This is a genomic window from Streptomyces sp. NPDC101234, assembly GCF_044767525.1.
In the GTDB taxonomy this organism is placed as follows: Bacteria; Actinomycetota; Actinomycetes; order Streptomycetales; family Streptomycetaceae; genus Streptomyces; species Streptomyces sasae.
On record NZ_JBIWOA010000015.1, the window covers coordinates 46,008 to 59,691 of the forward strand.

The 13,684-nt window shown below is 72.3% G+C and carries 7 protein-coding genes and 1 pseudogene; 4 read left to right on the forward strand and 4 right to left on the reverse strand.

Going from position 1 to position 13,684, the window contains the following annotated elements; translation table 11 throughout:
- Positions 1-240: 240 nt before the first annotated feature.
- From ACIRR9_RS26730 to ACIRR9_RS26740, 3 genes are all read left to right on the forward strand, one after another.
- A complete protein-coding gene (locus tag ACIRR9_RS26730; RefSeq protein WP_403756488.1) occupies positions 241-3,687 on the forward strand; it encodes a BTAD domain-containing putative transcriptional regulator in 3,447 nt (1,148 codons plus the stop codon).
- 180 nt (positions 3,688-3,867) lie between these two features.
- Positions 3,868-5,733, forward strand: a complete 1,866-nt coding sequence (locus ACIRR9_RS26735; protein ID WP_403756491.1) for a serine/threonine-protein kinase — start codon at positions 3,868-3,870, stop codon at positions 5,731-5,733.
- Positions 5,730-6,401 carry a hypothetical protein gene (locus tag ACIRR9_RS26740; protein ID WP_403756494.1) on the forward strand — a complete coding sequence of 224 codons (672 nt, stop codon included), beginning with the start codon at positions 5,730-5,732 and terminating at the stop codon, positions 6,399-6,401. The genes ACIRR9_RS26735 and ACIRR9_RS26740 overlap by 4 nt, the downstream gene beginning before the upstream one ends.
- 57 nt (positions 6,402-6,458) lie before the next feature.
- Here ACIRR9_RS26740 and ACIRR9_RS26745 read toward each other — a convergent pair whose 3' ends face one another.
- The gene (locus ACIRR9_RS26745; protein WP_403756497.1) at positions 6,459-9,854 is read right to left on the reverse strand and encodes a BTAD domain-containing putative transcriptional regulator; all 3,396 of its coding nucleotides are present in this window, start codon (positions 9,852-9,854) and stop codon (positions 6,459-6,461) included.
- A 275-nt stretch (positions 9,855-10,129) separates the two neighbouring features.
- On the opposite strand from ACIRR9_RS26745, the pseudogene ACIRR9_RS26750 reads away from it, so the two are divergent.
- Positions 10,130-10,447 (forward strand): annotated as a pseudogene (locus ACIRR9_RS26750) (carboxyl transferase domain-containing protein); the annotation flags it as partial.
- Positions 10,448-10,854: 407 nt separating this feature from the next.
- Here the strand turns inward: ACIRR9_RS26750 and ACIRR9_RS26755 are convergent.
- From ACIRR9_RS26755 to ACIRR9_RS26765, 3 genes are all read right to left on the reverse strand, one after another.
- Positions 10,855-12,282 (reverse strand): purine-cytosine permease family protein, encoded by a 1,428-nt coding sequence (locus ACIRR9_RS26755; RefSeq protein ID WP_403756500.1) that lies wholly within the window; start codon positions 12,280-12,282, stop codon positions 10,855-10,857.
- A 70-nt stretch (positions 12,283-12,352) separates the two neighbouring features.
- On the reverse strand, positions 12,353-13,396 hold the full coding sequence (locus tag ACIRR9_RS26760) for an LLM class flavin-dependent oxidoreductase (RefSeq protein ID WP_403756503.1): 1,044 nt from the start codon (positions 13,394-13,396) through the stop codon (positions 12,353-12,355).
- Complete coding sequence (locus tag ACIRR9_RS26765) at positions 13,393-13,677, reverse strand: 4-oxalocrotonate tautomerase family protein (protein WP_403253457.1); 285 nt, start codon at positions 13,675-13,677, stop codon at positions 13,393-13,395. Before ACIRR9_RS26765 ends, ACIRR9_RS26760 begins: the two co-directional genes overlap by 4 nt.
- Positions 13,678-13,684: the final 7 nt, after the last annotated feature.

The window sequence follows — 13,684 nt, forward strand, 5'->3', positions numbered from 1 at the left end:
CATCCGATCTGCTGGTACCGCGTCATGGGTTCCCCGTTCCCTGAGCCGCGGCCGGACGGGCGAGTTGGTCGGACTCCCCCGTGCTCCGGCCCGGCATGCATGTCTTCGGCAGATCCCCGCCGACCTTGATCCAAAGCTACCCCCTGTGCGTCTGTCTCCCATGGCCGACGTACCGCGGCGGACACAGCTGAACGCCAAATGTCATCACCCAGGTGGTACATCCCGGGCATTATTGGCCCCATGAAGCACGATGGCGGAAAGGAGCCGAAACCGAGCGCCCCAAAACCTGTCCGCCATGAGGCCGCCGGGCTGCGGGTCGGCGTTCTCGGTGAGTTGACCGTGACGCGCGACGGACAGCCCCTGAACCTCGGCGGACCCCGGCCACGTACGCTGTTCGCGCTGTTGGTCCTGGCCCGGGGCGCTGTCGTCACCTGCGACCGGCTGATCGACGCCGTGTGGGACGAGGAGCCGCCGCCGAGCGCGGTCGGTGCTCTGCAGGCGTACGTCTCCCGACTGCGGCGGGAACTGGAACCGGCCCGGACGGCAGGTACCCGCAGCAGTGTCATCGTGCGGGAAGGGGCCGGTTACGCGATCCGCCTCGCCCCGGACGAGGTCGACGCCTGGCGGTTCGAAGCGCTGCTGGAGCGGACCGGGCGGTCCATGCCGTCGGCCTCGGAAAGGGTCGCCCTGCTCACCGGGGCTCTCGACCTCTGGCGGGGGCCGGCTTTCACCGGGTTCGAGGACGAGCCCTGGTCACGGACCGAGGCGGCGCGCCTCGCGGAACTGCGTGAGGTGGTACGGGAACGGTGCCTGGCGGCCCGCCTGGAACGCGGGGAACACGACGAGGCAGTGTTCGAAGCGGCGGAGGAACTCGTCGGCGCACAACCCCTGCGCGAGGAGCGCTGGTCTTTGCTGGCCCTCGCTCACTACCGAGCCCACGGCCAGGCCGAAGCCCTCTCGGTCCTCCGTCGCGCCCGCCGAACTCTCGCCGACCGGTTGGGCATAGATCCAGGTCCCGCGCTGCGTGACGTCGAGGCCGAGGTCCTCTCCCATGCACCGCGCCTCGCCGCGCCCGTACCGCCACCTGAGTCCGCGCCTGCTTCGGTCTCCTCCCCCGCGCTCGGTCGACTCGTCGAGCGAGAACACGAGTTGGAGGAGCTAGGGCACTGTCTGTCGGAGGCGGTCGCGGGCCGTGGCGGACTGGTGTGTGTTCAGGGCCCTGCCGGGATCGGACGGAGCGCGCTGCTGGCGGGGGTGGGGCGGCTGGGCGCGGAATGGGGCGTACGGGTCCGTGGCGTCGGTACCGGTCCGGGTGGTAGGGCGGGGGCTGCGCCTCTTCCTCGTGATCCCTACGATGTCGTACGACAGTTGCTCGGCCCGGTGGTCGCCGAGCAGGGCGGCCTGCCGGCGGCCGGGGCACCGCCGGTTTCCGAGGGGCAGGTCTCCGACGGGGCGGACGGATTCGACGTCCTGCACGGGCTCTACCGCCTCACGGAGCGCCTGGTCACCGTCGACGAACCGTCGCGACGGCCCCTGCTCCTCCTCGTGGACGACCTGCAGGCGTGCGATACGGCGTCCCTGCGCTTCCTGGCCCATCTGCTGCCGCGCATCCAGGCTCTGCCCATCCTGGTCGTCACCGCGCTGCGCACCGGGGAGTTCCCCGCCCCGCCCGAGCACGAGCAGGTCCTCGCCGACATCGCGCAGGATCCGACGGTGGTGCACATCCGGCCGGAACCGCTCAGCGCGGCCGGCGTCGCTCATCTCGTACGTCGGCAGCTCGGCAACTCTGCGCACGAGGAGGTCGTCCATGCCTGTCACCGGGTGTCGGTGGGGCTGCCGTCGCTGCTGGCACACGTGCTCGGGGCGTTGGAGACGGTGGAGCAGGTGCCAGACCCGCGCGTCGTGGAGGAGGCCGGTATCAGTGCCGTCTCCGACCTCGTGCTCGCCCGGCTGGACCGGCTGCCGCCCGCCGCCGGGGACGTCGTACGGGCGGTCGCGGTCCTCGACGGCGGAGCCTCGCTGCCGGCGGTCGCCGCCTTCGCGGAGCTGTCCGAGCGGGACGTGGCCTCGGCGACGGCGGTGCTGGTGCGGGCGGAAGTGGTCCGTGACCAGTACCCGTTGGCCTTCGTCCATCCCCTGGCCGCGGAAGCCGTGCTGCGGGCGGTGCCGCAGCCGGAGCTTCCGGCCCTGCGTGAAAGGGCGGCAAAGATCCTCGACGGCGCCGGTGCGGCTCCCGAGCAGACCTCCGCGCACCTGCTCCTGGTGCCCTACCGGGGCGACCCGTGGGTGGTGGACGTCCTGCGTACGGCCGCGGCCCGCGCGAGCGCCCGTGGAGCCAACGACGCGGCCGCCACCCTGCTCACCCGGGCGTTGCTCGAACCACCGACGCGGGACGTTCGGCCCGAGGTGCTGCTGGAACTGGGCCGGGCCGAAGCGCTCGTCGACGGGCCGGCGGCGGCCCGGCACCTGCGGGAGGCGTACGAGTCGTCACCGCCGGCCCTCGGCGCCGCGCGCCTGCTCGCGCAGACGCTGATCTACACCGGCAGGCCCGGGGAGGCGGCCGAGTTCGCGGCGCGGGCGGCGGCGGAGTACCCGCCCGCCACACAGACCACCGTGGAGGCCACCACGCAGACCACCGCGGAGGTCACCTCGCAGACCACCTCGGACGGTACGGCCGACGAGCGGCAGGGGTTGCTGGCTCTGGCACGGCTCGGCGCCTTCGCGCACGGGCTCTACACCGTGGGCGCCGACGGCGCGGATGTCCCGGCGCCGTCTCCCCTCGGCGACGGGCCGGGCGCGCGCATGCTCGCGGCCGAGGCCGCGAGGGAGGCCACCGTCCGGGGGCTCGACCGCGCGGCGGCCGTCGCCTCCGCCCGCTTCGCGCTGACGGAACGGGTGCTGCTGCACGGCGGCGAGATCCTCTCGTGGTGCACGGCCGGCCTTGTGCTGCACCTGGCCGGCGAGGACGTGAGGCTGCTGTGGGACGAGACCCTGACGTACGCCGAGCAGCGGGGGTCGCTGATCGGGACGCTCTCGGCGCATCTGTGGAAGGGGTTCACTCAGTGGCGGCACAGCGAGTTGACCCAGGCGCGCCGGTCGCTCGGAACCGCGCTCGAACAGTTCGGCGCGTGGGGGGTCACGCCCGGCGCCCCGCACTGCCGGGCCTTCCTGACGGGCGTGCTGCTGGACCTCGGGGACACCGCAGGGGCACGTGCCTGTCTGGAGCGCATGCGGCAGCGCAGCGCGGGGGCCGAGGGGGCCCGGTTGCGCGCGGAGAGCGAGGCTCGCGTGCTGATCGCCGAAGGCCGGTACGGGCAGGCACTGGCCGCCCTGGACGGCGTACGGCAGCTCCAGCCCGAGGTGGTGAACCCGGTGTGGTGGGACGGGGAACTGCTGCGGATACGGGCGCTGACCGGGCTGGGTGAGCGGGGCCGGGCCGAACGGCTCGCCCAGGAGCAGCTGGTGATGGCCCGTCGGTGGGGTGCGCCCGGCACCGTCGGCCGGGTGCTGCGGCTGCTCGGTGAGGCACGCGGGCTCGACGGCGCTGCCGAACTCCGGGAGGCGCTCGCTCTTGCGGCCGACAGCCCGAGCCGCCTGGAGCACACCCGTGCCCTGCAGTCCCTGCATGCCGTGACCTGCGGTGACAACTCCGGGGACGGCGTCGTACGCCGATTCCCCCCTGCGTGACCGGCGTACGACAGGCCGTCGGGAGGAGAATCCGACGCCCGACTTGCGATCGGCTTGCAAGCGGTTCGCAAGACCGGTGGTGCATCGTCCATGCCGCAGGCGAAGCAGCCGCCTCACGAGGCGCGCGCACCGCAGGAACACGAACGGGGGCGGCCTCTGCGGGGGCCGAGATCAAAGGACATGAGCGAAGCGATACGCGGCGGGGACCAGTGGACCGTCCCCGGCTACACACAGAACAAGGAGCTGGGCTCGGGAGCCAGCGGGCGGGTGGTCCTGGCCACGCACGACACCACCGGCACCCGGGTGGCGATCAAGTACCTCGCCGAGAAGCTCAGTGACGATCCCGCCTTCCGCGAGGTCTTCCGCGCCGAGGCCCGGCTGCTCGGCGAGCTCCGCTCTCCGTACGTCGTGCAGTTGTACGAGTACGTCGAGAGTCCGCGCGGTGCCGCCATCGTCATGGAGCTCGTGGACGGCGTACCGCTGCGCAAGCTGCTCCGCGAGCACGGCGCCACGGCCCCCGAGGCCGCGCTCGTCGTGCTCAAGGGCTCGCTGCTGGGCCTCGCGGCGGCCCACGCGGCGGGGGTCGTGCACCGCGACTACAAGCCGGACAACGTCCTGGTCGCCGCCGACGGTTCCTCCAAGCTGGTGGACTTCGGCATCGCCGTGCCGAGCGGGGTGGCCGCCAACGCCTCGGGCACCCCGACCTACATGGCACCCGAGCAGTGGACCGGCGGTGTGGCCGGGCCGGCCACCGACGTGTACGCGGCGACGGCCACCTTCTTCGAGTGCCTGACCGGTATGAAGCCCTACCCGGGTCAGACGCTGGCCGAGCTGGCCCTCCAGCACATCGAGGCGCCGATCCCGGACGAGCTGGCTCCCGAACCGGTGCGCCCGCTGATCCGCAGGGGCCTGGCCAAGACGCCCGAGGAGCGTCCGGAGAGCGCGGCGGTGTTCGTCGAGGAACTCGAAGCCGTCGCCGCGGGCGCGTACGGGGAGGAGTGGGAGGAGCGCGGCCGACGCGAACTCGCCGCTCTCGCCGCCCTGCTCTTCCTTCTCTTCCCGCTGGCGGACGATACGGCCTCGGGTACCACGGCGCTGGCCACGACCACCCTCGGACCGGGCGCCCGGCTGGTGCGCGGCCGCAGCGGGAAACTGCTCGCCGGGCTGACGGCGGGAGTCGTGCTGGCGGTCGGCGGGCTCGCGGTGACGGCGGTGGCCACGGGCGTGACCGGCGGACACCGCACGTCGAACGGCGCCGGGGCCGGTGCCGGGTCGGGCAGCCCGACCGACGGGGCCGGTCCCGGCGAGTCCGCCGGTTCTGCGGACGGGGGTCCCTCGGCGTCGGACGGTTCCTCGCCGTCCGCCGCGAGCGGGTCGCCGTCCGCATCGGCGTCCGGGGACGCCAGTGCCTCGCCCAGTGCGGGCGGCGGGTCCGGCGGCACGACCGGCGGATCGTCCGGCGCAGGAGGAGCGACGACCACGACGGGCGGGGGTACCGGCACGACCGGTGGCAGCGGAACCACCGGCGGCAGCACCTCCGGCGGCGGTACGACCACGTCCGGCGGTGCCTCCACCGGAGGCGGTACGACCACGACGGGCGGCGGCTCCACCAGTGGCGGTACGAGCACGACCGGCGGCGGTACGGGCACGGCGGGCGGCGGTTCCACGAGCGGGGGCGGCGCCTCCACACCCGCACCCACTCTCGACGTCAAATCCGCGCAGATCAACGCGGTGAGCGCGACCTCGGCCACCTGCACCATCGTGGCCTCCGTCAGTGTGACGACCGATGGCGCCGCAGACGGCACGCTCTACCTCAGCTGGTACGCGAGCGACTCGGCCGGCGCCGTCGGGACCGTCGTCGCCACCGACCCGATCGCGCTGCCCAAGGGGAAGACACAGATCTCGGGCCGCTACACCCACGCCTTCCCCGTCCCGACGCGCAACGCCTATCTCGGCGCCAGGGTCACCACCGATCCCGCGGCCGACTCCGGCAACGGTTCCTTCCAGTCCACCGCCGCACCCTGGGAATGCGACCCGCCCCGATGAGCACACCTTCCGAGGACCCCCGACTGCGGTTCGCCCGTACCGACCGGGCGTCCGGCCCCGGCACCCCCGACCTCGACGTCACCCTCCCCACCGCGGATCCGGCCGCGACCCTGCACCTTCCGCTCCCGGACGCGGAGGCGGCCGAGGGGGAGATCCGTTTCGGGCCCGGCGTGCCCGGTGCGGGGGACACGGCCGAGGACCGCGCGACGGGCATCTGGCGCGGCACGGTCACAACGGAGGTGTCGTCCGGGGCGGCCTCCCGGCGCCCTCGGCCGTGGTGGCGACGCGAACTGCGGTTCCTGCTGGTGGTGGTCGCGGTCGTCGTGGCCGTCGTGCTGGGCATGCGGTCCTGCACGGTGGCCGGACTGCACGTGCTGGGCGCCAAGGTCACGGCGCCCGAGGTCGGCCGCTGTGCCAAGACGGTCGTCGTCACCGGAGTCCTGCGGACGGACGGCCACCCCGGCACCGTCGACTACCGCTGGAAGCGCAGCGACGGCACGGCCTCTGCCGTCCTGCACCAGACGGTCGGCAGGAACGTCAAGAGCTCGGCGGTCGTACTGCGCTGGAGCTTCGACGGCCGCGGCACCATGAAGGCCACCGCCACCCTCGAAGTGCTGTCGCCGGACCGGGTGACGGCCTCCGCCGGCTTCACGTACACCTGCTCCTGATCACAGCCGACGAACCCCGGTCGCAACCGCCGTGGACACCGTCGGCTCTGATTACGGTCACCTGGCGACGCCGTGTTCCGCGAGACCCGCCGCCCCGCACTCCCGCGCGATGCTCCGGCCCCGGATCAGCAGAGGGCCGGCCTCGTCCTGCGGGGCGTACTCGGCGAGCGCGTACAGCGCGCGAGCGTACTCCAGACGCGCCGGACCGGGCGCGAGGACGGCGACCGCCTCGCGCAGCTGGGGCTCGCCCTCGGTCCCGCGCAGCTGCCCGACGGTCCGCAACACCCGCCCGAGCGCGCTGGGCGCTCCCCAAGTGCGGGCGACCGTCAGTTGCTCCTCGGCCAGAGCCAGCGCCTCGGCACTCCGGCCGACGCCCGCGAGCGCTCGCACCCGCAGCAGCGACCACGGCCACCACGCGGGGTTGGCCGCCGCGGGCTGGAGATGCCGTATGTCGTCGAGGGCGGACAGCGCCTCCTCGTGGCGTCCTTCCGCGTTCAGTACCCGTGCCTCGCTCTCCCCCAGCAGCCGCTGCCCTTCCGCACCCCGGATCCAGCCGCGCATCCGCTCCAGACAGGCGCGAGCCCCGGCGGTGTCGCCGAGATCCAGCAGGACGGCGGTCAGGAAGGTGCGGCCCTGCGGGGCGCCCGGCGCGAGACCCCAGACCTCCGACTGCCCGACCGCGGTCTCCAGTGACCGCCGTGCCGCGTCCAGGTCCCCGTGGTTCCACTGGGTGAAGCCGCGCCACAGATGGGTGGCGAGCACGGAGAACAGTGAGCCGCGCTCGACGGCACGGGCCACGGCGGCGTCCCACAGCTCGCCGACCTCCTCGTCGGCGAGGTGCAGCACGATGGCGGCGGTGTACCAGAGCATCTCCTCCCCGGCGGCCTGGAGCACGCCGTCGGAGACGGCGAAACGGGCCAACTCGACAGCCCTGCTCCGGTCGCTGCCGTCCGACGCGGCCTCCCGGGCGAGGTTGGCAGCGAGCATCCGGGCGCCGGGACCCTCGCCCTCGACGACCGGGTCCTCGGCGGTGCGCCAGAGCCGCTGGTCCAAACCGTGCATGAAGCCGCTGATGCGCTCCAGCGCCAGCAGCCCCTGCCGTTCGTCGCTCAGCCCGACAGGCAGTCCCGCCGCCGCCCGACGCGCGAACTCGGTGGCCTGGCCATGGCCGCCGGCGAAGACCAGGAGGCGGGCGAGCAGCAGGGCCGCGACCGCCCTGCGACCGGGGTCGGTGAGCGTGTCGTAGGCCTGGCGCAGATGTTCCACGGCGGCCGGGCCGTTGCCGAGCATCTCGACGCGCCCGAGTTCGAGCAGCACCTCGGGGCGGCGTTCGGGGTCCGGTGGTTCGTCGAGCACCCGGGTGAGGTAGGTGGCGGCGGCGTCGGGGGCGCCCCGGCCCACGGCCTCGCGGGCCGCCGTACAGAGGATGTCCACGACATCCGCGTCGCCACGATGCGGGGCGAGCAACAGCTGGGCCGCCGTGCGCTCCGGTGGTGCGCCCGCGGCGGACAGCGCACGGGCCGCCCGTTCGTGGCGCAACTGCCTTTCTCCAGGCGGCAGTTCACGGTAGATGGCATCCCCGACCAGGGGGTGCACAAATGCGTGGGGTTGGCCGTCGGTCAGGATCTCGGCGTGCACGAGCGGCGCGATCGCCTGTGCCGCCTCCGCCTCCGGCCGTTCCATGAGCGCCGCCACCTCGGCGAGCATCGCCGCCCCGTCGCCCAGAACGGCCACTGCCTGCGCCGCGATCCCCGCCTCTTCGGGCAGCCGCGCGAGCCGGCCCAGCACCAGCCCGGACACCGCCCGCGCCCCGGTCTCCGCGACCTCCTCGCTGTGCGCGGCGTCGGGCCGGGTGCCGCGCGCGTGCAGTGCCCGCAGCAACTGCCGTAGCAACAGCGGGTTTCCGGCCGTGGCGCGATGGCAGGCCGCCGTGAACTCCTCCTGCGGCTCTTCGCCGAGCGTCCGGCGCACAAGGCCTGCGACACCGCTCGCCGTCAACCGTGTGGGCCTGATCCGCACCACCGAGGGGCCGGCCATCAGTGTCCCCGGCAACTCCTCACCCTGCTGCGGCTCCCCCGTTCGCAGCGTGAGGGCGACGAGCACCGGCAGCCCTTCCAGCCGGCTCGCCAGATACGCCAGGAACCGTACCGAACCGCTGTCGCACCACTGCAGGTCGTCCACGGCCAGCATCAGCGGCCCACGGGCCTGGACCAGCCTCCGCGTCAGCTCGCACAGCCCGTTGAGCACCGCGAAACTCTGCGGCTGCTGCCCCCACACCGTGCCGAAGACCGCACCCGCCGCGGCGGCGGACCCGGCGAAGAACGCCTCCTGGCTGTCGCTCACCACCCGCTCGAACAACTGGCGCACGACACCGAAGCCGTAGTCCTTCTCCCGCTGGCTGCCCCTGGCGGTCAGGGTCAGTACCCGTTCCCCGGCCGCCAGTTCGCGGACCTCGCCGAGCAGGCGGCTCTTGCCGATGCCGGCCGGGCCCTCGATGAGAACGACCCCGGGTCTGCCGTCCATGGCCGCGCGCAGGCTGCCGCGCAGCTCGGCGATCTGGAGGTCGCGCTCCACGAGCAGGTCGGTCCGTGCAGCGGGGCGGGCACCCGGCTCCACCACCGGCGGGGCGGACCTCCCGGCCGGCGCCGGGGCGAGGTCCGGCCGGGGCCGGGACGGGGCATCCAGTGCGGGAGACTGGGCCAGGATCCCGGCTTCCAGGTCACCCAGGGCCGTTCCCGGGGCTCCGGATCCGGCCGGCAGCAGCTTCCTCCCGCGGCGGATCGTCTCCAGGGCGTCGGCCTGGCGGTGGGCCCGGTAGAGGGCGAGGGCGAGGAGGCGCCGGCGTTCCTCACGCAGCGGGTTCTCGGAGACCAGGGATTCGAGTTCGGGGACGAGGACGGCGTCCTCTCCGAGGGCGAGGCGGGCGCCGAGCAGGTGTTCGCGGGCCAGCTCGCGCAGGCCGGCGAGGCGCGCCGACTCCGGGCGGGCCCAGGGCTCGGTGGCGTACTCCGCATAGGCCGGCCCACGCCACAGCGCGAGCCCGGACTCCAGGACGAGCAGCGCCTCCGACGGGCGGCCCTGCTCGGAGTGCACACAGGCGGACCGCAGCGCCTCCTCGAACCGCCAGGCGTCCACCGCGTCGTCGGGCAGCCGCAACGCGTACCCCGCCCCCTCGCTGACGATGACGCCGACGCGTGCCCTCGCCGCCCGCTCCGGTTCGAGACAGCGCCTCAGATGGGAGACATGGGCGTGCAGCGAGGCGGCGGCACGGGCCGGCGGTGTGCCGCCCCACACCCCTTCGACCAACCGGTCGCGGCTGACGACGGAACCCCGGGCGACGACCAGCAGGGCGAGCACGCCACGCTGCCGCCGCCCGCCCAGCTCCAGGGGCCGGTCCCGGAACCGGGCACCGACCTCACCGAGCACCGTCAGACGCAGTTCGTGCAGTGACACGGGGGCATCACATCAGAACATCACTGCACGATTCCACGGCAATCCCACAACAGAAACATAAGTAATTCGCATGATCCCCAAATCTCACATGTCCGGGGAGGGGGGAATCGGTCACCTCCGGCCGCGGTCGCCGTTCACATGGCACACACAGGCGCCTCCTTGTCACGTCGGCACCAATCCCACCCTCTCGGGACTCAAGTCCCGCAAAGAGAACAGCGATCTTCCCGAACGGCACTCCCCCACTGCCATATTCGAAAGCCCCTTCGGAGGTGGCAGTGACCCAAGAGGCGACAACATCACGGGCGAAGCAGGCGCCGACGCCTGCGTTCGACCGTACAGTCGAGCGCATCGCCGACCTGGACGCCCGTCGGGCGCTGGCGGTGGCTCCGGGCGGGCCGAGAAGACGCGGGGAGTTCGGCGCGCGGGAGCGGATCGAACGGCTCCTGGACCCGGGCTCCCTCACCGAGACCGGTCTGTTCGTCAGAGCCAGAACCGCCGACGACGACACCCGGCGGCCGTACGGCGACGGGGTGGTCACCGGACACGGCACGGTCGACGGCCGTCCGGTCTGCGTCTTCGCCCAGGATTCCACGGCACCGCATTCGGCTCCGGGCCCAGTTCCTCCGCGGTCCGCCCCAGCGGTGCACAACGGACGACCGTGGGGGAGTCGCCGCCTGCCGCGCTGAACAATGTGCGATCAAGGAGATCTGGCGCGTGAACGAAACAAGTGCCACGGGTTCGAACGGCTGTTGCCGCGTTCCACCCCCGTTCGTAGCGGGCGACCACTCTGGGATCGCCGGACCCCCCTTCAGTGGTCGCCGAGCCGGAGAAGGTTGCCGCCCCGCAAGGCCAGTTGAGGGACTTGTCCGCGCCCTTCCGTGCCGACCTTCAGCCAACCGCGCGCCACGATGTGACCGGGGAACCGGCGACGGAGCCGGCAAGCAGACGGGGAGGCGGGCGGCACCGCACCAGCGGTACCGCCCACCTCCCCGGTGTTCTGTCAGGAGCCCGTGACAGCCGTCGCGTTCTGGGCGTGCTGCCCTGCCGGCGTCACCCCGTCGCGAATCCACAGGGGCTTCAGACGGTACGTCAGCAGGTACAGCACCGCCCCCGCTCCGGCCGCGACGAACATGCTCAGGTCGCCCGCGCCCGGATAGGCCTTGGAGAACGGCCCGGTGTAGAAGCTGGACTGCCAGAACGGCACCGACGCGGCGACCCCGCCCGCCCAGGCTACGAATCCCCAGTCCAGGACCCGGCGGCGGTCGTACAGCTCCGCGATCCGGGACGGGTCGGAGCGGCCGCCGAGGTAGAAGTCGAGGAGCAGCACGACGGCGAACGGGGCGATGAAGTACGCGGTCAGGTTGAGGAAGACCTTGAACTTGGCCTCCGTTCCGGACTCGCCCCACAGGCTGATGGCGTAGGCCAGCAGACAGATGGCGGTGACCGCCTGGGAACGGGTGACCGGGACCTTCAGGGTCTGGACGGAGATCGCTCCGCCGTAGACGTTGAGGAAGTTCTGCGCCAGGGCGGACAGGCCGACGGCGAGCAGGGCGGGGACGGCGAAGGGGCCGGCCAGCTGGTGCAGGGCGGTGATGGAGTCGGAGCTGGTGGCGCTGGAGCCGACGACCACACCGAGGATGCCCAGCCAGCAGATGGTCACGAAGTTGCCGAGGCCGGTGTACCAGGCGGTGCGGGTGACGACCTCGGGGGTGTCGGGGAGGTAGCGGGAGTAGTCCGAGGCGAAGGGGGCCCAGGCGACGAGGAAGGAGAGGAACCAGCCGCCGAAGGTGATCCAGCCGCCGGTGGAGCCGATGTAGCCGGAGGCGTGCGGGTCGGCGTGGAAGAAGCTTCCGCCGCGCACGACCGCGACCACGGTGATCAGCAGGAACAGCGGGGTGAGAACGTAGGTGAGCACCTTCTGCAGGTAGTTGATCATGTTGTAGCCGTAGATCGCGACCACCAGCTGGATGGCGGTGAGCACCCCGGCGCACAGCCAGAACGGCAGATGGGTCAGCCCGGCGAAGGCCTTGCCGCCCAGGATGACGGTGACGGCCGCCCAGCCGATCCCCGCGAAGACGTTGATGTACGCCACCGGCAGGAAGTTGCCGAAGAAGCCGAGCGGGCCGCGGGCCTGGATCTGCTGCGGCACGCCGAGCCGTACGCCCATCCGGGACATGACCGCCATCAGCAGCGAGCCGACCGCCGCGCCTATGACGATGGCGGTGACGGCGGTGGCGAAGCTGAGCCCGAACCAGGCGGCGCTGAAGCCGAGCAGGATGATCGGGAAGTTGAGGCCGGCGGCGAACCAGACGAAGAACTGCGAGCTGGGCTTTCCGTGGCGCTCGCTGTCGGGGATGTGGTCGACACCGAAGGGTTCGATCTTGGTGACCGCGCTGCCGTACACCGGCGCCGAGGCATCGTGGGACATGGCGTGCTCCTGGGGACGGAGAGAGAAAGATGCTTCAGTGGGGGGTGGGGCTGTGGGGCGCGCTGTCGGCCTACTGGAACGCCGGTACGACTTCCTTGATGAACAGTTCGAGCGAGTTGCGCTTCTCCTCGTGCGACAGACTGGTGTCGATCCAGAAGCTGTATTCGTCGACGCCGAGTTCCTGGTAGGCGCGCAGCCGTTCGATCACCTCGGCGGGGGTGCCGATCATCGCCGTCCTGTGCAGTGACTCCGGCGTGAACTCGGGGCGGCCTTCGAACTTCGACTCCGGGCTGGGGTCGAGGAACCCGTTCGTCGGGGTGGTCCGGTTGCCGAACCAGGCGTCGAAGGTGCGGTAGAACCGTCCGATCGCCTCCGCGGCCGGCCGCCATCCCTCGGGCTCGTCGGGCGAGTGGACGTGGGTGTGCCGCAGCACCATCAGCTCGGGACGCGCCACCTCGGGGTGGTTGGCCACCGCGGTGTCGAACTTCCGCTTCAGGTCGACGACTTCCTCGTCGCCCTTCATCAGCGGGGTGACCATGACGTTGCAGCCCTGGGCGACGGCGAAGTCGTGGGAGTCCGGGTCACGGGCGGCTATCCACATGGGCGGGCTGGGCTGCTGTATCGGCTTGGGCACGCTGGTCGACGTCGGGAACTGCCAGATCTCGCCGTCGTGGGCATAGTCGCCCTGCCACAACGCCCGGACCGCGGGCACCAGTTCGCGCAGGTGCTTGCCGCCCTCGCGGGCCGAAAGACCGCCCGCCAGTCGGTCGAACTCGAACTGGTAGGCGCCCCGGGCGATGCCCACCTCCATCCGGCCGTTGCTGATGACGTCGAGCAGCGCGCACTCACCGGCTGCGCGGATCGGGTTCCAGAACGGGGCGACGATGGTCCCGGCGCCGAGCCGGATGGTGGAGGTCTGAGCGGCCAGGTGGGCGAGGAGTGGGATGGGGCTCGGGGAGATGGTGTACTCCATCGAGTGGTGCTCGCCGATCCACACGGTGCCAAAGCCGCCGGCCTCGGCCATCAGGGTCAACTCGGTGAGATTCTCGAAAAGTTGGCGGTGGCTGACCTCCTCGTCCCAGCGCTCCATGTGCACGAACAACGAAAACCTCATGGCTGCTCCTCGTCCTGCGGGCCGGCCGGGCGTCGGCTCTTGTCCTGGCCGGGGTGTTCGTCGATGGCGGTGCCGGACGGTCCCGTGCCGGCGGCGTCCATCTCGGTGAGGGTGACGTCGCCGGTGGCCCAGTGCGACCTGGGCACCTCGTGGACGACGACACGGATGTGTTCGGGGCGGGTGTTCGTGGTGCGCAGGACCGCGGCGTGCACTTCGTGCAGCAGGGCCCGGATCTGCTCCGGGGTGCGGCCCTCGGCGAGGGTGATGGCGACCTGCGGCATGTCGGCT

Bases quoted from the DNA above. Each gene is read 5' to 3' on its own strand.
- ACIRR9_RS26740 (WP_403756494.1), top strand. From the start codon at position 5,730: ATGAGCACACCTTCCGAGGACCCCCGACTGCGGTTCGCCCGTACCGAC.
- ACIRR9_RS26730 (WP_403756488.1), top strand. From the start codon at position 241: ATGAAGCACGATGGCGGAAAGGAGCCGAAACCGAGCGCCCCAAAACCT.
- ACIRR9_RS26755 (WP_403756500.1), bottom strand. From the start codon at position 12,282: ATGTCCCACGATGCCTCGGCGCCGGTGTACGGCAGCGCGGTCACCAAG.
- ACIRR9_RS26735 (WP_403756491.1), top strand. From the start codon at position 3,868: ATGAGCGAAGCGATACGCGGCGGGGACCAGTGGACCGTCCCCGGCTAC.
- ACIRR9_RS26765 (WP_403253457.1), bottom strand. From the start codon at position 13,677: ATGCCGCAGGTCGCCATCACCCTCGCCGAGGGCCGCACCCCGGAGCAG.
- ACIRR9_RS26760 (WP_403756503.1), bottom strand. From the start codon at position 13,396: ATGAGGTTTTCGTTGTTCGTGCACATGGAGCGCTGGGACGAGGAGGTC.